We start from the raw sequence: 15,731 nt of genomic DNA on the forward strand, positions 1-15,731 counted from the left end.
ACCGCCGCACGCGGTCGGGCGCTACCGTGATGCACGAGAGGCCTTCCGCCTCGCAGACACCACAGAGAGGATGCCTCATGGCAGGCAAGTTCGAGCTCTACACCGACAGGTCCGGCGAGTACCGGTTCCGCCTCAAGGCCGGAAACGGCCAGGTCATCGCGACGAGCGAGGGCTACTCCTCGAAGTCCGCCGCAGAGAACGGGATCGAGTCGGTACGCACCAACGCCCCCGACGCCGAAGTCGTCGAGGTCTGATCCTCACCTTCATACGACGAAGCCCCCGGAGCGTACACTCCGGGGGCTTCGTCGTATGCGTGTCACAGCACGCGTGAGAGGAAGTCCTTCGTGCGCTGGTGCTGCGGGTTGCCGATGACCTCGCGCGGGTCACCCTCCTCGACGATGTGGCCGCCGTCCATGAAGATCAGGCGCGAGCCGACCTCACGGGCGAAGCCCATCTCGTGGGTGACCACGAGCATCGTCATGCCCTCGTCGGCGAGCGTGCGCATCACCTGCAGCACTTCGCCGACCAGTTCGGGATCGAGCGCCGACGTCGGCTCGTCGAACAGCATCATGTCGGGGTTCATGCACAGCGCACGCGCGATCGCGACGCGCTGCTGCTGCCCACCCGACAGATGCCCCGGGAACGCCTTCGCCTTCTCGGCCAGACCGACGCGCTCGAGCATCTCGTGCGCGATCTTCTCGGACTCCGCCTTGCCCCGCTTCTTGACGCGCTGCTGGGCGATCGTGAGATTGCCGAGCACGTCGAGGTGCGGGAACAGGTTGAAGCTCTGGAAGACCATGCCGATGCGGGTGCGCACACGGTCGATGTCGGTCTCGGGGTCGGTGATGTCGATCCCCTCGATCAGCACCTTGCCGCCGGTCGGCTCCTCGAGCAGGTTGACCGAGCGCAGCAGCGTCGACTTCCCCGAGCCCGAGGGCCCGATGACGCAGACGACCTCGCCCTTGGTGACGGTGAGGTCGATGCCCTTGAGCACCTCATTGTCGCCGAAGGTCTTGACGAGGCCCTGCACGTCGATCGCCGGGGCATGGACATCAATCAGGTCGGTGATCATCGCTGCCTCGCCATCCTTCGCTCGAGCCACGCGCTGAAGCGCGTGAGGGGGATCGTCACGATCAGGTACAGGATCGCCGCCATGATCAGCGGTGTCGCGTTGGAGTTCTGCGTCGCCGCATCACGGGCGAAGTTGGTGAGCTCCTTCGACCAGATGAACGTCCCCGCGATGAACAGCAGCGAGGTGTCCTTCAGGAGCAGCACGAACTCGTTCGTGAGCGGCGGGATGATGATGCGGAACCCCTGCGGCACGACGATCCAGAACGTGGTCTTCATGGGCGACATACCGAGCGAACGAGCCGCCTCGGTCTGCCCCTTCGGGACCGCCTGGATGCCGGCGCGGATCGTCTCGGCCATGTAGGCCGAGGCGACGAGGATCAGACCGATCAGGCCGAGGACGACGGGGCCGCCCAGGTCCTTGCCGGGGACCCCCGACGCGATCGGCAGGATGAAGGCCACGGCGAAGATCGTCAGAATCGCGGGAAGCCCGCGGAACAGCTCGATCCACGCCGTGGCGATCCACCGGAACGGGAGGATCGACGACATCTTCAGCAGCGCCAGGATCACGCCGAGCACCAGTCCGAGGATGAAGGCGACGGCTGTGAACCACAGCGTGTTGACGAGTGCGGTGGTGATGATCCCGGGGAACATCTTGACCGCGATCTCCGGGTTGAAGAACAGCGGACCGATCTTCGCCCAGTTGGTCCCGACCGCCGCCCAGACGACGATGGCGATCAGGACCGCGTAGACGATGTAGCGGTACAGCTTGCTCTTGGTAGTTCGCTTCAACGCCATTGTGAAGGACCTCCGAGACGACTACGACGCACAGCTCAGTTGGCCGTGAAGTAGGTGTCGTAGATCGTCTGGTACTCGCCACCGTCGCGCAGCTCCTGCAGAGCGTCGTTGACGGCCGCGAGCAGCGCGTCCTTCTCACCCTTGGCGAAGGCGAAGCCGTACGACTCGTCGGTGTTGTACGTCTCGACGATCTCGTAGGCGCTGTCGGCCTTCTCGTGCTCGAGGTTCACCGGCTGGTCCTGCAGGATCGCGTCGATGAGGCCCGACTGCATGGCCGGCCACAGCTCGCCGTCCGAGGGGTACTGCACCAGCTCGGCGCCCGTGGCGTTCTCGGTCGCGTAGGTCTCACCGGTGGTGCCCTGCTGGACGCCCACGTTCTTGCCGGCGAGGTCGTCGATGCCCGTGATGCCCGAGTCGGTGCGCACGAGGAGCGACTGCAGCGAGTCGTAGTACGGGTCGGAGAAGTCGATGTTGGCCTTGCGCTCGTCGGTGATGGTCATCGCCGAAGCGCCGATGTCGCACGTGCCGGCGGCGAGGGTCGTTCCGGACTGCAGCGCGTCGAAGCCCACGTCCTGCACCGAGAGCTCGAGGTCGAGCTTCTTCGCGATCGCGTCGAGCAGGTCGATGTCGAAGCCGGTGTAGCCGGTTCCGTTGTCGCCGCCCTCGAACTCGAACGGAGCGTAAGGGATGTCGGAGCACACGGTGAGCGTGCCGGCCGTGACAAGTCCGTACTCGTCACCAGCGGCGGGTTCGCTGGATCCGGAGTCGGTTCCGCCGGCGCAGCCTGCGAGCGCGAGGGTTGCGGCAGCCACGAGTGCGAGGCCGGCGAAGGTAGTGCGACGGTGCATAACAGCTCCTGAGAGTCGATGGCAGGGTAAAGCCCACCGAAGTGGGCTGATAGGTGAACATCCTGGCACGTGCCGGGTGGATGCCCTACTAAGAGTGCCCGATCCAGGATTACGGTTTTGTTTCGGTGCGTTACGCGTGCGGGGTTCAGATCTCGAAGTCGACAGCGACCCGTGCGCTCACGACGGAGCGGATGTAGCCCGACGCCTCGACGTGTGCGGGGTGGACCTGATACTCCTCGAGCGTCTCGACCGAGGCGAAGTCGGCGACGAGCACGACGTCCCAGTTCGACTCCGGCAGCACGACGTTCGCGCCCGCCGAGATCGACAGCAACTGCGGCACGACACCGTCGAGAGCGTTGAGGCGGCGAGCCACCTCGGCAGCCTGAGCGGCGCGCTCGTCGGCGTCCTCCGCGGCGAGCTTCCAGGACACGACATGGCGGATGGTCACTTCAGGGCCTCCTCGAGGGCGGTGCGCAGTCGGTCCGGCGAGAGTCGCCAGTGCGCGTGCAGTTCGCCGTCGATCAGGACGACGGGGATCTTCTCCCACCACAGATCGAACAGGGCGGGGTCGTCGGCGATCGAGGCCTCGACGATCTCGATCTGCTCGGCTGCGGCATCCGGCAGCTCGGCGACGACGGCGTCGATGACCTCGGAGGCGACGTCGCAGAGGTGGCAGTCGGGCTTGCCGATGAGGGTCAGCGTGGTCACGCCGACGGAACCTCGACCGCGCGTCCCTGGGCGATCCATTCGCCCGTGCCACCCTCGACGTTGGTCGCGTCGTAGCCGCGCGACTCGAGCGCCTCGACGACGCGTGCCGAGCGGCCGCCTGCCTGGCAGATCACGTCGAACGACTCGGCCGGCAGCTCTTCGAGCCGGTTGCCGATCTCGGACATCGGGATGTTGACGGCGCCGGGCACGTGGCCCGCTGCGAACTCGTCCTTCTCACGCACGTCGATGAGCGGCGTGCCCGTGCGGTCGGCGAGTTCGGTGACGGTGATCGACTTCATGGCTTCCTTCGAGCTGCTCGGACCTGCGGCAGAGACACAAAGCGCCCCCATTCGACATGCTCCGGAGAGCTGTCGGGGGCGCTCGTGTCTTGGCCGCTTACTTCTTGTTGCGGCGCTGGTGGCGAGTCTTGCGAAGCAGCTTGCGGTGCTTCTTCTTCGCCATGCGCTTGCGGCGCTTCTTGATGACAGAACCCACGGAAACCTCACTAAGTCAGGGGGTTGGGCGTCGCGATGATCGGACGCCCGGGTACGGGCACGGAAAAATGCCTCGGATCAGTCTAGCAAACCGTCGGGCCTGCGCCGTCACACCGACGACACGGGCATCCTCGCGGTCAGCCGACGTCGGCGATCGGGCGCTGGAGGGCGTCCGCCACGGCGGACTCCGGCACGCGATAACTGCGTCCGAAACGGATGGCCGGCAGGTCGCCGGAGTGCACGAGTCGATAGACGGTCATCTTCGACACGCGCATGATCCCGGCCACCTCAGCAACTGTGAGGAACCGGACGTCAGGAACTTCGGGCATCCCACATACCCCTTTCTCGAATGAGCACACTCTATGGGTTGGCAGTGACGCGTGTAAACCCTTGGGGCCGGTGTGAACAGTGGGACTCGAGGCACTGACGCTCATCACAGGAGAGGCATAGCCTCTCTCCGAGGTTCACTCAGCCGGAAGTGTCACACTCAACGCAGGACCGGGGCAGGCACCGCCCCGGGACACGCGGGCTGGGGCCCGCGGCATCGCCCCCGACGACAGCCCCCCGGTCGTCGGGGGCGAGCTGCGTCTGGCGGGGTATCAGGCGCCGAGGCGCTTGAGCGCGGTCGCGACCACGTGCTTCGCGGATGCCGCCGCCCGCCCGACCACCTCGGCCGCGTGAGCCGCGCTCTCGGGGATCGGTGCCCCCGGGTAATCGATGTCGGGGGCGTCATCGCCGAACGCGTCGACGAGGAACGGCACCAGCCAGTCGTCCACGACCTCGAGCGGCTCGACCGCGAGGCTGTAGAAACGACGCTGACCGTCTTCGCGCACGGTGACCAGCTCGGCATCGCGGAGCACTTTGAGGTGCTTCGACACCGTGGGCTGGCTGATGCCGAGGTCGGCGACGATCTGGCTGACGCTCGTGCCCGTTTCTCCTTCGGTGGTGCGCCGCAGGAGGAGCTGGAGGATGTCTCGCCTCGTACCGTCTGCGATCACGTCGAAGATGTCGGTCATGTGTTCAGGGTAGTCGTCCCCGGCACGGAGTACCATGACGAGGGCTCGGTCGCAGGCGCCGAGTCGGCGCCGATCTGCGGCGGAGGCAGACGAAAGGGGACGCGATGTCGGGCATCGTGTCTGCGTCGTCCCCCAAGCAACGCCTGCGCAATGTCGCCGCCCACGGGCGCCACATCCTCACCTCCTCGCCTTCGCGTCTCGCGATCGTCGTCTTCGCCCTGCTGATCCTCGTGTTCACGGTGCTGCTCTCGTTGCCGATCGCTGCGGCCGATCGCACCGTCACCCCGCTCAGCGACGCGCTGTTCACGGCGGTCTCGACCATCTGCGTCACCGGCCTCGCGACCGTCGACATGGCCAACCACTGGTCGCCGTTCGGGCACGTGCTCATCTTCGTCGGGGTCAACATCGGCGGTCTCGGCGTTCTGACCCTCGCCTCGCTCATGGGCATGGTGATCTCGAAGCGCCTCGGGCTTCGCGCCAAGCTCCTCGCCGCGGGCGACACCAACCCGATGCGCGCGCACGGCGGCGTCGTCAACGAGAGCCAGACGGTCCGCCTCGGCGAGGTCGGCCAGCTGCTGCGCACCGTCGCCTTCTCGGCCCTCATCATCGAGGGCGCACTCGCCGTGCTCCTCTACCCCGGGTTGGTGATGGCCGGGGTGAGTCCGATCGCCGCACTCTGGGAAGCCCCCTACTTCGCCGCGATGGCGTTCACGAACACGGGTTTCGCGCCGAACGACGGCGGCGTTGCGGTGTTCGCCGACGATTACCTGGTTCTCTCCCTGCTGATGGTCGGCGTCTTCCTCGGAAGCATCGGCTTCCCCGTGATCTACTCGCTGGCCAAGCACGTCTGGCACGTCAAGCGCTGGTCGCTGCACACCAAGCTCACGCTCGTGACGACCGTGCTGCTCTTCGTGCTCGGAGCCGCCGTCTTCCTCATCCTCGAGTACCAGAACCCGAAGACCTTCGGTTCGATGGATGCCGCCGACACAACGTTCCAGGCCTTCTTCCTGTCGGCGATGACCCGCTCGGGCGGGTTCAACGTGATCGACATGGCCGACCTCAATGGCTCCTCACTCGTCGCAGCGAGCATGCTCATGTTCGTCGGTGGAGGATCGGCGTCGACCGCCGGTGGAATCAAGGTCACCACCCTCGCGGTCCTCGCGATCGCGGTGTGGTCCGAGGCGAAGGGGCGCCAGTCCGTCGAGGTGTTCGGCCGGCGCATCCCCAGCGACGTGCAGCGCGTCGCGCTCAGCGTCGTCGCCTGGGGTGCGACGATCGTCGCGCTCTCGACGATCATCATCGCCCAGATCACGAAGGCCGACATCAGCCACGTGCTGTTCGACGTGATCTCCGCCTTCGCCACCGTCGGGCTCTCGACCGGGCTCACGGCAGAGCTCCCCGATGCCGGTTCGTACGTCCTCGCCGTGACCATCTTCATGGGGCGCATTGGTACAGTGACTCTCGCCGCGGCAGTCGCCGCGACGTCGCGATCGCAGTATTACTCACTGCCCGTGGAAAGGCCGATCGTTGGTTGAAGTCCTCCGGGGCGACGCTCCCGTCCTCGTCATCGGTCTCGGCCGGTTCGGCGCCGCCTGCGCAGGCGAACTCGACCGCCTCGACCGCGAGGTGCTCGCGATCGACGACAACCTCGAGCTCGTGCAGAAGTGGTCCGACCGTGTGACGCACACCGTCCAGGCCGACGCCCGCAACATCGAGGCGCTGAGCCAGATCGGCGCGCGCGACTTCCAGGTCGCCGTGGTGGCCGTCGGCTCGTCGATCGAGGCATCCGTCCTCATCACCGCCAACCTCGTCGACCTCAAGGTCCCGCAGATCTGGGCCAAGGCCGTCTCGCAGTCGCACGGCAAGATCCTCGCCCGCGTCGGCGCGAACCACGTCATCTACCCCGAGCGCGAGGCCGGCGAGCGCGTCGCCCACCTCGTCAGCGGTCGCATGCTCGACTTCATCCGTTTCGACGACGACTTCGTGCTCGCGAAGATGTACCCGCCCAAGTTCATCCGCGGCGTCGGTCTGAACGAGTCCGGCGTGCGCACGAAGTACCGCGTCACTGTGGTCGGCGTGAAGAGCCCCGGCAAGCCGTTCCGCTACGCCGAGGCGAACACGATCGTCACGAATCACGACCTCATCATCGTGTCGGGCACCAACAGCGACATCGAGCGCTTCGCCGCCCTCGACCGCTGACGTACGCGGCTCGTTCGGGTCGGGCGAGGCGTCAGGCGTCGATGTCGAGAGTGATGTCGACGACGTCGTCGACGGCGATGCCCTCGCCGTCCTGCAGAGCCTTCTTGATCGGGACGATGTAGCCGCCGTCCTTCGGCCAGAGCGACGTCGTCACGCGGGTTCCGCCGATCGTGACGGATGCCGGGATCATCCCCCACCCGTAGGTGACGACCGCCGCGATCTCACCGATCATCGCGGCCTCGACCTCGGGCACGGTCACGAAGTGGAACGGCGCGGGTCCGCGCCAGAACCAGATCTCACCCGAGAATCGCAGCTGCATGCTCAGGCCCCTGCGGCGAGCTCCCTGGCGCGCGCGAGCGCGGCTGCCGAAGCATCCGCGAACGTCTTCTCGAGGTGCGCGTCCTGCAGCACCGCGACCGCCCGCTCGGTGGTGCCCTTCGGGCTCGTGACCCGTCGGCGCATCTCGGTCGGGGTCTCCCCCGACGCGTCGAGCAGCGCCGTCGAGCCGATGAACGTCTGCTCCGCCATCAGGCGGGCGTCGGCCTCACTGAAGCCGAGCCCGAGGCCGACCTTCGTCCACTCCTCGATGAGCAGGAAGACGTAGGCGGGACCCGAACCAGAGATCGTCGAGAGGGCGTCGATCTGCGACTCCGGCACCTCGATCACCGCGCCGACCGTTTCGAAGAGGCGGCGCACGAGCGTCATGTCGTCGGGCGTCGATGCCGAGCCGGCCGCGAGGCCGGTGACCGCCTTTCCGACCGTCGCCGGGGTATTGGGCATCGAGCGGATGACGTGCGCATCGGCGCCCAGCGCATCGGCGAACGTGGCCAGCGTCACACCGGCGGCGAGGCTCACCACGATGGCGTCCGGGGCGAGGTGCGGGGCGATCTCGCGCAGCAGATCCGGCACCATTCCGGGCTTCACACCGACGAGCACGATCCGGGCCGAGGCCAGGGCCTCACGGTTGCCGTCGGGGCGCTCTTCGAGGGCGATGGTCGTGACGCCGGGAAGGTCGGCGAGGTCGGCGGCGCTCACCCGCGAGCGGTTCGTGGCGGTGATGCCCCCGTCGACGGCGACACCCGAGGCGACGACGCCGCGCAGGATCGCCCCTCCCATCGAACCGGCACCGAGGAACGCGAGAGCGGGGAGAGAGTCAGCCATGTCGTCATCCTACGGCGGGCGCACCTGCGATCCCCAGAGGGGGCGATCTAGACTCGACCCATGAGTGCATCCGGCGGCGGCAAGGCGATCATCGCAGCGTTCCTGGCGAACATGGGCATCGCGCTCGCGAAGCTCGTCGCCTGGCTGCTCTCGGGCTCCGCGTCGATGCTCGCCGAGGCCGTGCACTCGATCGCCGACTCCGGCAACCAACTGCTGCTCCTGCTCGGCGGACGCAAGTCCCGCCGAGAGGCCGACCGCGCGCACCCCTTCGGCTACGGCCGCGAGCGTTACGTCTCGGCGTTCGTCGTATCGATCATCCTGTTCTCGCTCGGTGGCCTCTTCGCCATCTACGAGGGCATCGACAAGCTCACGCACCCGCACGAACTCGACCCCGTGTGGTGGTGGCTGCCGATCGTCGTGCTCGTCATCGCGATCGGGCTCGAGAGCTTCTCGCTGCGCACCGCGATCAAGGAGAGCAACCTCGTGCGCGAGAAGGGGCAGTCGTGGGTGTCGTTCGTGCGCCGCGCCAAGGCGCCCGAACTGCCCGTCGTGCTGCTCGAAGACACCGGCGCGCTGGCGGGTCTGAGCTTCGCGCTGCTCGGCGTCGGGCTCACCGTCATCACCGGCAACTCGGTGTTCGACGCGATCGGCACACTCATGATCGGCGTGCTGCTCGTGCTCATCGCGATCGTGCTGGGCATCGAGACCAAGAGCCTGCTCGTCGGCGAGGGTGCGACCACCGCCGACCTCGACCGCATCGTCGACGCGATCGCCGCCGGCGACGAGGTCGAGAAGCTCATCCACATCAAGACCCTCTACCTCGGCCCCGACGAGCTCATGGTCGCGGCGAAGATCGCACTGACCGCCGACAAGTCGGTGCGCGAGGCCGCCGACGACATCGATGAGATCGAGGCCCGCATCCGCGAGGCCGTTCCCGCCGCCCGCGTGATCTACATCGAGCCCGACGTCTACCGGCCGGCCCTCGACCCGGAGCCCCCGACCGACGCGTTCGTGCTCAAGTCGTCGGACTGAGCGACCCGACCCCGGAGGGCTAGGACGTCGGCACGACGGTCAGCGCTTGCGCGCGAAGAAGTCGCGCAGCAGAGCGGTCGCGGCGTCCGCTTCGACTCCCCCGACGACCTCGGCTCGGTAGGGCAGGCGGCGGTCGCGCAGGACGTCGTACATCGAGCCCGCGGCTCCCGCCTTGTCGTCCCACGCGCCGAAGACGACCCTCCCGATGCGCGCCTGCAGGATCGCTCCGGCGCACATGAGGCACGGTTCCAGCGTGACGACGAGAGTGTGCCCCTCGAGATTCCAGGAGCCGACGGATGCCGCCGCCCCGCGCAGCGCCTCGACCTCGGCATGACCCGTCGGATCGTGCGTCTCCTCGCGGGTGTTGCGGCCTTCGGCGACGATGCGACCTGCGGGATCGATGACCACGGCGCCGACCGGGATCTCATCGGCCGCACTCGCGTCCGCTGCGAGCGCGAGCGCGCGGTGCATCGCGGGCAGGTCGGCGGCGGTCACGGGTCGAGCCTACGACAGGGGCGTGCCGCTCCGCCGCGCGCGGAGCATTCGATGTCGTGCGGGGCCGCTCGGCGCATTAGCCTGTATTCCATGCGTGTTCACGTCGCCGACCACCCTCTCGTCACCCACAAGCTCTCGGTGCTGCGCGATGCGCGCACCCCGTCGCCGGTGTTCCGCCAGCTGACGGAGGAGCTCGTGACGCTCCTCGCGTACGAGGCGACCCGCAACGTCAAGGTCTCTCCGATCGAGATCACGACTCCTGTCACGACCACGATGGGCGTGAAGATCTCGGAGCCCCGGCCGATCGTCGTCCCGATCCTGCGAGCCGGTCTCGGCATGCTCGAGGGTCTGGTCAAGCTGCTCCCGACCGCCGAGGTCGGTTTCCTGGGCATGGTGCGCGACGAGGAGACCTTCGAGCCCACGACCTACGCCGAACGCCTGCCCGACGACCTGAGCGACCGGCAGTGCTTCGCCATCGACCCGATGCTCGCGACGGGCGGCTCGCTCGCCGCCGCCATCCAGTTCCTCTTCGATCGCGGGGCGAAGGACGTCACAGCGATCTGCCTGCTCGGCACCCCCGAGGGCGTCGCGGCGATCGAAGCTCTCGTAGGTGACCGCGATGTGACTCTCGTGCTGGGCGCCCTCGACGAGCGCCTCAACGAGAAGGGCTACATCGTGCCCGGTCTCGGCGACGCGGGCGACCGCCTCTACGGCACGGTCTGAGCCCGCCTCGGGTTCTCGCCGGAGGTTCTCACCGGGGCGCCTCCTCCGCTGCTCCGACGAGTCGGGCGAAGGCGCTGAGTCGCGCCACGCCTTCGGGCGTATAGGGAAGATCGTCGAGCAGCGCCGGCGAGTGGATCAGGTAGGCCACGCACTGCGCGCGCGAGATCGCGACGTTCAGGCGATTCTGCAGCAGCAGGAACTCGGGGCCCCGTGGCGCGTCACGCCCGCTGGATGCGGCGAGTGACGTGATCGAGACGACGGCTTCCTTGCCCTGGAAGTTGTCGACCGTTCCCACCGGCACATCGGCGAAGCCTGCGGCCGCGAGCGCATCGTGCACGAGCTGGCGCTGAGCGTTGTACGGCGTGATGACGATGATGTCGGTCGGAGCGAGCGGGCGGGTCGTCGCGTTCTCGTCGTTGTCGGTGCCGGTGTTGTCGGTGAACGCGCGCCCGACGAGATCGCGCACGATGCGCACGACCTCGGCGGCCTCTTCGGGCGACTGCGTCGCGTTGCCGCGATGTCTCAGCGGCACGACGTGGAGCCCGGGATCGATGCCGTCGACGGATCGCTTCTCCGTTCCCGGAGCCGACGCGAGCTTGCCGGCATAGGCGAGCTTCGACACCGGTGCGGCGACGAACGGATGCATGCGCCAGGAGCGCGCGAGGAAGTATCCGTACTCGGGGCGCACGACCGCGTCGCCGTCCATGACCCACCCGAGCGCCGAGGTGTCGACGGGTTCGGGATGCGCCCCCTGGCTGACCTGCGGCAGTTGCTGCGGGTCGCCGAGGAGCAGCAGACGCTTCGCGCCCGCCGCCACTGCGATGGTCGAGGCGAGCGAGAACTGCCCCGCCTCGTCGATCACGAGCAGATCGAGACCACCACGCTCGACACGGGTGGTGTTGCTGAAGTCCCACGCGGTGCCCCCGACGACGACGCCTTCATCGGCGTGCTCGGCGAGGAACGCCGCCATGCCGCTCTTCGGGATCACCGTGTACGCAGGGTCGGAGTCGGGGTCCTTCGGCGCCTTCGCGACCTGCGCGGGCGCCACGCCGTCGGCGACGACACGGGCGAGCAGCGTCTCGATGATGGCGTGGGACTGCGCGACGACGCCGATCTTGAACCCGTGCTCGTTCACGAGCCGGGCTATCACCCGTGAGCCCGTGTACGTCTTGCCGGTGCCGGGAGGTCCCTGTACTGCGAGATAGCTGCGGTTGAGGTCGAGCACCCCACGGACGATGGCGTCGATGGGGTCGCCCCCGACAGCAGCATCCCCGGCGGCGGCATCCACGGCGGCGGCATCCACCGCGGGAAGCGGCGCGCCCGAGCGGGTCCGCGGCGGGATCCGGCGCAGGATGTCGGTCGCCGGGTCTTCCGGGAACCCCGGGGCCGCGGCGTGGACGGCGTCGGCCCATTCGTCGATCGCGCCCTGCAGGGACACCACGCGCGGTGGTGCGGCCGGCGTCAGCGCGAGCGGGATCTCGTCCCAGGTCTGCCCCTGGATCGCCGTCTCGGTGAGGAGGAACCCGTCGTCGAGAACCTCGGCCACCGTCACGACGTGCGGCACGTGCACCGCACGGGAGGGGACGTCGACGTCGAACGGGGCCGGCGCCTCGTAGAGTGCGAACGGCTGCGCCCCCACGCCCAGCGTCGTTCCCGGCGAGACCTCCCCGCGGATCTCGATGTCGCGGGACATCACCCGACGCCCCTCGCCGACGCTCCATTCGCGTCGCACGACCGAGGAGGCGGGATCGATACGCACCACGTCGCGCGTGCCCTCCCACATCGTGACGGGCTCGCGGAGCCGCTGGAAGTGCGATACCCAGAAGCTCTTGGCCTCGCGCGGGAAGTAGTCGATCGCCGCCGCGGCGATGCGGTGGACCTGGCCGTCCTGGCCCGCGTCGACGGCGCGCTCCGCATCGGCGAGGAGCGCCACCGAGCGCGGGGACGGCTCGTAGATCACCTGGTCGGCAGCGTCGGGAGGGGCGGGGCTGACACCCTTCTGCCGGGCGATCTCGATCAGCCAGTTGCGCAGACGCCGCGTCGAGACGCAGTCGTAGCGGTTGTAGTCGGCGAGATCGGCGAGCACCGCATCGGCCTCGCTCTGCTCGCCCGCTGCCGCGAGCTCGCGCGCGGCGACGTACTGCACGATCGAGTCGTCGCCCTTCTGCACGTCGCTCGTGCGCACGTCGTCGCCCATGTACAGCGGCTCGAGCTTCTTGATCGAGTACGAGCGCGAACCGACGCGGACCGTGCGCAGCACCAGAGGGTAGAGATCGACGAAGACGCCCTCTCGGAGAAGACGATCGACCTCGCCCTCGCGGACCCCGTGCCGTGCCGCCATCGCCACCAGGTGCGAGGTCTCGTACGGCGCGTAGTGGTAGATGTGCATGCCGGGGTGGGCGGCCCGACGCACCGCGACGAAGTCGAGGAACGTCTCGAACGCCCGTCGTTCGTCGGCGAACGTGTGCGCCCACAGTGCGGTGTAATGATCCGCGTTGTCGACCCAGCCGAACAAGTAGTCGATGCCCCAGTGAGACTCCCCGATCGGAGCAGGCTCGGTGTAGAGCGGGTCGCCCTCGAAATCGAAGAAGATATCGCCGTGACTCGGCACGGGAAGGGTGTGGATCGCCGGTGCGTAGTGCACGTCGAACGTCGGAGTGCCGTCGGCATCGGCGCGCAGTTGCAGAGCCGCCTGCGCACGGAGTCCCGCGAAGGAGTCGACGTTCATCCCTTCCGGTGCGGTGTGCGCAGAGGCGAGCTCATCGATCGTGGTGATGCCCGCCTCGCGCAGCCGTGCACGCTGAACGGGTCGCATGCGCGCGACCATCAACAGGTCGCGGTGCGCGATCACCTGCTCTTCGCACGTCGCGCAGCGGCCGCACGCGACGACCTGCAGATCGCCGCGATCATCACCCCAGGCGAGCGGATCTCCGGCTTCCCCCGCCTCGATGCTCCGGTCGGCGATCAGTGCGCGCAGTCGGGCACGACGCACCTGGAAGAGCGGCAGGAGGTCGTCGACGGCGTGGGTACTCAGCGTGCCGTCGCCGAGGATGAGGTCGACCTCGTCGGCCCGCGGCACTCCGAGCCGATCGAGCTGATCGACATATGCCGCGAGCTGCATCAGAGCGGTGACCCGCGCCTTGCGGGCGAGCTTCGAATCCTGCACCCGCCACCGACCATCGACATCGCGACGCAGGAAGTCGGCGAAGCCCACGAACTCCTCGGTCGCGAACGCCGCCTGGAAGACGACCTCCGCCTCCGAACGCAGGGCCGCCAGACTCTCATCGACCGCAGCGCTCAGCGCCGCGGCATCCGTCGATGACACCTTCGCGATCTGGCGCACAGCGTCGTCACCGAGCTCGGCGACGTAGCGCGCGAGCACGTTCTGCTCGTGGACGTCACCGAGCAGTGCCGCACGCGCGAGCGTCGCGTCTTCGGGCTCCTCGACCGCCGGAACCCGGCCCAGCTTGGCGTCGATCGCGCGGCTCCAGGCGAACTCGCATTCGGCTGCGGCCTTGAGGTCGCTGGCGCTCCAGATGACGCGCTGCGCCTGAGTGTCAATCCGCACGATGCTCCATTTCGTCGTGCTTCGACACTAGCCGCGGCATCCGACATCGCCGCCGCTCAGGAGGCCCGGTTCAGCGCCACCAGGAGTCGTCGGGCGTCACGGGGAGGTTACGTTTGTGCTGGGTCGCGAGGTAGCGCGCTTCGATCCGGCCGGCGACATCGGAGTCGACGGGGCGGCCCTCGAGGAAGTCGTCGATCTGCTCGTAGGTGAGGCCGAGCTCGTCCTCGTCGGCACGGCCGGGCTGACCGTCGAGCAGGTCGGCGGTCGGCACCTTGAACGCGAGCCGGTCGGGCGCGCCGAGGAACTGCAGCAGAGCTCGCCCCTGTCGCTTCGAAAGGCCGGAGAGCGGCAGGATGTCGGCGGCCCCGTCACCGAACTTCGTATAGAAACCGGTCACGGCCTCGGCGGCATGATCGGTGCCGATGACGAGGGCTCCCTCGTGCCCGGCGAGCGCGTACTGCGTGACCATGCGCACTCGGGCCTTGATGTTGCCCCGGTTGAAATCGCTGATGTCGCTGGTCACGGCGAACTCGATGTCCTCTTCGACGCCGTCGACGCCGTTCTGGATGTTGACCTCGACCGAGCTGTCGGCGGCGATGAAGGCGAGTGCCGCCTCGGCATCCGCTGCGTCGTGCTGCACCCGGTACGGAAGGCGCACGGCCAGGAAACGGGCTTCTCCGCCTTCGGCACGCACGCGCTCGACCGCGAGCTGTGCGAGGCGACCGGCGAGCGTCGAGTCCTGACCACCCGAGATCCCGAGCACGTAGCCGCGGGCGCCGGTGGTGCGGAGGTAGTCGGCGAGGAACTGCACCCGCCGTTCGACCTCGGACTCGGGATCGATCTCGGCGCGAACACCGAGGGCATCGGAGATCTGCTTCTGCAGGGACACGGGTTCCTCCACTCTTCCTTCTCCCAGTATCTCCCGGTCCTGTTACGGAGGGATGACGCATCGCGGATACCGCGCGGCTTCGCGTCGCCCGCCGGCACCTGGCAGGATGGCGAGGTGAAACTTCTCGTCGCCGCCATGGCATCCGAACTCGAAGCGTTCCCCGAGAACCTCGAAGGATTCGATCAGCTCGTCACCGGCGAGGGCAAGATGCAGGCGACGTACGCCCTCACACGTGCGCTCGACGCGAAGCCCTACGACGAGGTCGTCGTCGTCGGCACGGCGGGCGGGATCGATCCGGATCTCGACGCGAGCGTCCACGAGGTCGGGAGCGCCCTGCAGCACGATGTGTTCGATCTCGACGGCATCGCGGGCCAGCACGTCTCCCTTCCGGCACGCGTGTCGACGGGTCGCGAGGGCGTGCTGATCGCGACCGGCGACAGCTTCGTGGGCGATGCCGGCATCACGGCGGTCATCCGCCCGTCCGGGGCCGGACTCGTCGACATGGAGACCTACGCGTACATCTGGGTCGCCGAGAAGTTCGGGGTGCCGATCCGGGCGTTCCGCGCGATCTCGGATCGCGCCGAGGAGGGCGCGCTGGTCGATTTCCGGGCGGCGATCGCCCGGTGCAGCGTCCAGCTGCGCGAGGTCATCCGGCAGGAGTACGGCGTCTGAACGGCGCCGCCGTCCGCGCATGTGCGCGGATGCCGCGTCTGCACGCCTGAGCGGATGCCG

General features: G+C 68.1%; 20 protein-coding genes. 6 read left to right on the top strand and 14 right to left on the bottom strand.

Features of this window, described 5'->3' with window-relative positions:
* The first annotated feature begins 77 nt into the window (after positions 1 to 77).
* Positions 78 to 254: a YegP family protein gene (locus ACIQTT_RS06930; protein ID WP_402787883.1), complete on the top strand. Its 177-nt coding sequence runs from the start codon at positions 78 to 80 to the stop codon at positions 252 to 254.
* A gap of 62 nt (positions 255 to 316) precedes the next feature.
* Here ACIQTT_RS06930 and ACIQTT_RS06935 read toward each other — a convergent pair whose 3' ends face one another.
* The 9 genes from ACIQTT_RS06935 to ACIQTT_RS06975 form a co-directional block, all read right to left on the bottom strand.
* A complete protein-coding gene (locus ACIQTT_RS06935) occupies positions 317 to 1,072 on the bottom strand; it encodes an amino acid ABC transporter ATP-binding protein (RefSeq protein WP_402787886.1) in 756 nt (251 codons plus the stop codon).
* The gene (locus tag ACIQTT_RS06940) at positions 1,069 to 1,866 is read right to left on the bottom strand and encodes an amino acid ABC transporter permease (protein ID WP_336640901.1); all 798 of its coding nucleotides are present in this window, start codon (positions 1,864 to 1,866) and stop codon (positions 1,069 to 1,071) included. Before ACIQTT_RS06940 ends, ACIQTT_RS06935 begins: the two co-directional genes overlap by 4 nt.
* A 35-nt stretch (positions 1,867 to 1,901) precedes the next feature.
* Positions 1,902 to 2,714, bottom strand: a complete 813-nt coding sequence (locus ACIQTT_RS06945) for a basic amino acid ABC transporter substrate-binding protein (protein ID WP_402787890.1) — start codon at positions 2,712 to 2,714, stop codon at positions 1,902 to 1,904.
* Between the two features lie 145 nt (positions 2,715 to 2,859).
* Positions 2,860 to 3,162: a Dabb family protein gene (locus ACIQTT_RS06950; protein WP_402787893.1), complete on the bottom strand. Its 303-nt coding sequence runs from the start codon at positions 3,160 to 3,162 to the stop codon at positions 2,860 to 2,862.
* Positions 3,159 to 3,422: a glutaredoxin family protein gene (locus ACIQTT_RS06955; RefSeq protein WP_402787896.1), complete on the bottom strand. Its 264-nt coding sequence runs from the start codon at positions 3,420 to 3,422 to the stop codon at positions 3,159 to 3,161. Before ACIQTT_RS06955 ends, ACIQTT_RS06950 begins: the two co-directional genes overlap by 4 nt.
* On the bottom strand, positions 3,419 to 3,721 hold the full coding sequence (locus ACIQTT_RS06960; RefSeq protein WP_402787899.1) for a rhodanese-like domain-containing protein: 303 nt from the start codon (positions 3,719 to 3,721) through the stop codon (positions 3,419 to 3,421). Before ACIQTT_RS06960 ends, ACIQTT_RS06955 begins: the two co-directional genes overlap by 4 nt.
* 97 nt (positions 3,722 to 3,818) lie before the next feature.
* A complete protein-coding gene (locus tag ACIQTT_RS06965; RefSeq protein WP_003792170.1) occupies positions 3,819 to 3,917 on the bottom strand; it encodes a 30S ribosomal protein bS22 in 99 nt (32 codons plus the stop codon).
* 136 nt (positions 3,918 to 4,053) lie between these two features.
* The gene (locus ACIQTT_RS06970; protein WP_247623263.1) at positions 4,054 to 4,245 is read right to left on the bottom strand and encodes a helix-turn-helix domain-containing protein; all 192 of its coding nucleotides are present in this window, start codon (positions 4,243 to 4,245) and stop codon (positions 4,054 to 4,056) included.
* A 270-nt stretch (positions 4,246 to 4,515) separates the two neighbouring features.
* Complete coding sequence (locus ACIQTT_RS06975) at positions 4,516 to 4,932, bottom strand: ArsR/SmtB family transcription factor (RefSeq protein ID WP_402787904.1); 417 nt, start codon at positions 4,930 to 4,932, stop codon at positions 4,516 to 4,518.
* Between the two features lie 104 nt (positions 4,933 to 5,036).
* Between ACIQTT_RS06975 and ACIQTT_RS06980 the strand changes: the two genes are divergently transcribed.
* The gene (locus ACIQTT_RS06980) at positions 5,037 to 6,467 is read left to right on the top strand and encodes a TrkH family potassium uptake protein (protein ID WP_402787907.1); all 1,431 of its coding nucleotides are present in this window, start codon (positions 5,037 to 5,039) and stop codon (positions 6,465 to 6,467) included.
* Positions 6,460 to 7,131 (top strand): potassium channel family protein, encoded by a 672-nt coding sequence (locus ACIQTT_RS06985; protein ID WP_391476855.1) that lies wholly within the window; start codon positions 6,460 to 6,462, stop codon positions 7,129 to 7,131. The genes ACIQTT_RS06980 and ACIQTT_RS06985 overlap by 8 nt, the downstream gene beginning before the upstream one ends.
* A 31-nt stretch (positions 7,132 to 7,162) precedes the next feature.
* Here ACIQTT_RS06985 and ACIQTT_RS06990 read toward each other — a convergent pair whose 3' ends face one another.
* Together ACIQTT_RS06990 and proC are read right to left on the bottom strand one after the other, a co-directional pair.
* The gene (locus ACIQTT_RS06990; protein ID WP_402787912.1) at positions 7,163 to 7,450 is read right to left on the bottom strand and encodes a DUF1905 domain-containing protein; all 288 of its coding nucleotides are present in this window, start codon (positions 7,448 to 7,450) and stop codon (positions 7,163 to 7,165) included.
* A gap of 2 nt (positions 7,451 to 7,452) precedes the next feature.
* Positions 7,453 to 8,292, bottom strand: coding sequence for a pyrroline-5-carboxylate reductase (proC, locus tag ACIQTT_RS06995; protein ID WP_402787915.1), 840 nt, complete (start codon positions 8,290 to 8,292; stop codon positions 7,453 to 7,455).
* 60 nt (positions 8,293 to 8,352) lie between these two features.
* Between proC and ACIQTT_RS07000 the strand changes: the two genes are divergently transcribed.
* The gene (locus ACIQTT_RS07000) at positions 8,353 to 9,324 is read left to right on the top strand and encodes a cation diffusion facilitator family transporter (protein WP_402787918.1); all 972 of its coding nucleotides are present in this window, start codon (positions 8,353 to 8,355) and stop codon (positions 9,322 to 9,324) included.
* 39 nt (positions 9,325 to 9,363) lie between these two features.
* On the opposite strand, the gene ACIQTT_RS07005 is transcribed toward ACIQTT_RS07000, so the two are convergent.
* Positions 9,364 to 9,795, bottom strand: a complete 432-nt coding sequence (locus ACIQTT_RS07005; RefSeq protein WP_402791136.1) for a nucleoside deaminase — start codon at positions 9,793 to 9,795, stop codon at positions 9,364 to 9,366.
* A 114-nt stretch (positions 9,796 to 9,909) separates the two neighbouring features.
* Here ACIQTT_RS07005 and upp point away from each other — a divergent pair, with 114 nt between their 5' ends.
* Entirely contained in the window at positions 9,910 to 10,542 is a 633-nt protein-coding gene (gene upp / locus ACIQTT_RS07010; RefSeq protein ID WP_247623271.1) for a uracil phosphoribosyltransferase, read from the top strand.
* Positions 10,543 to 10,570: 28 nt separating this feature from the next.
* On the opposite strand, the gene ACIQTT_RS07015 is transcribed toward upp, so the two are convergent.
* Both ACIQTT_RS07015 and nadE read right to left on the bottom strand, forming a co-directional pair.
* Complete coding sequence (locus ACIQTT_RS07015; protein WP_402787921.1) at positions 10,571 to 14,110, bottom strand: TM0106 family RecB-like putative nuclease; 3,540 nt, start codon at positions 14,108 to 14,110, stop codon at positions 10,571 to 10,573.
* Positions 14,111 to 14,180: 70 nt separating this feature from the next.
* On the bottom strand, positions 14,181 to 14,999 hold the full coding sequence (nadE, locus tag ACIQTT_RS07020; RefSeq protein WP_402787924.1) for an ammonia-dependent NAD(+) synthetase: 819 nt from the start codon (positions 14,997 to 14,999) through the stop codon (positions 14,181 to 14,183).
* Between the two features lie 114 nt (positions 15,000 to 15,113).
* On the opposite strand from nadE, the gene ACIQTT_RS07025 reads away from it, so the two are divergent.
* Complete coding sequence (locus ACIQTT_RS07025; protein WP_402787927.1) at positions 15,114 to 15,671, top strand: nucleoside phosphorylase; 558 nt, start codon at positions 15,114 to 15,116, stop codon at positions 15,669 to 15,671.
* Positions 15,672 to 15,731 lie beyond the last annotated feature (60 nt).

The organism is Microbacterium sp. NPDC090225 (assembly GCF_044772365.1).
Taxonomy (GTDB): domain Bacteria; phylum Actinomycetota; class Actinomycetes; order Actinomycetales; family Microbacteriaceae; genus Microbacterium.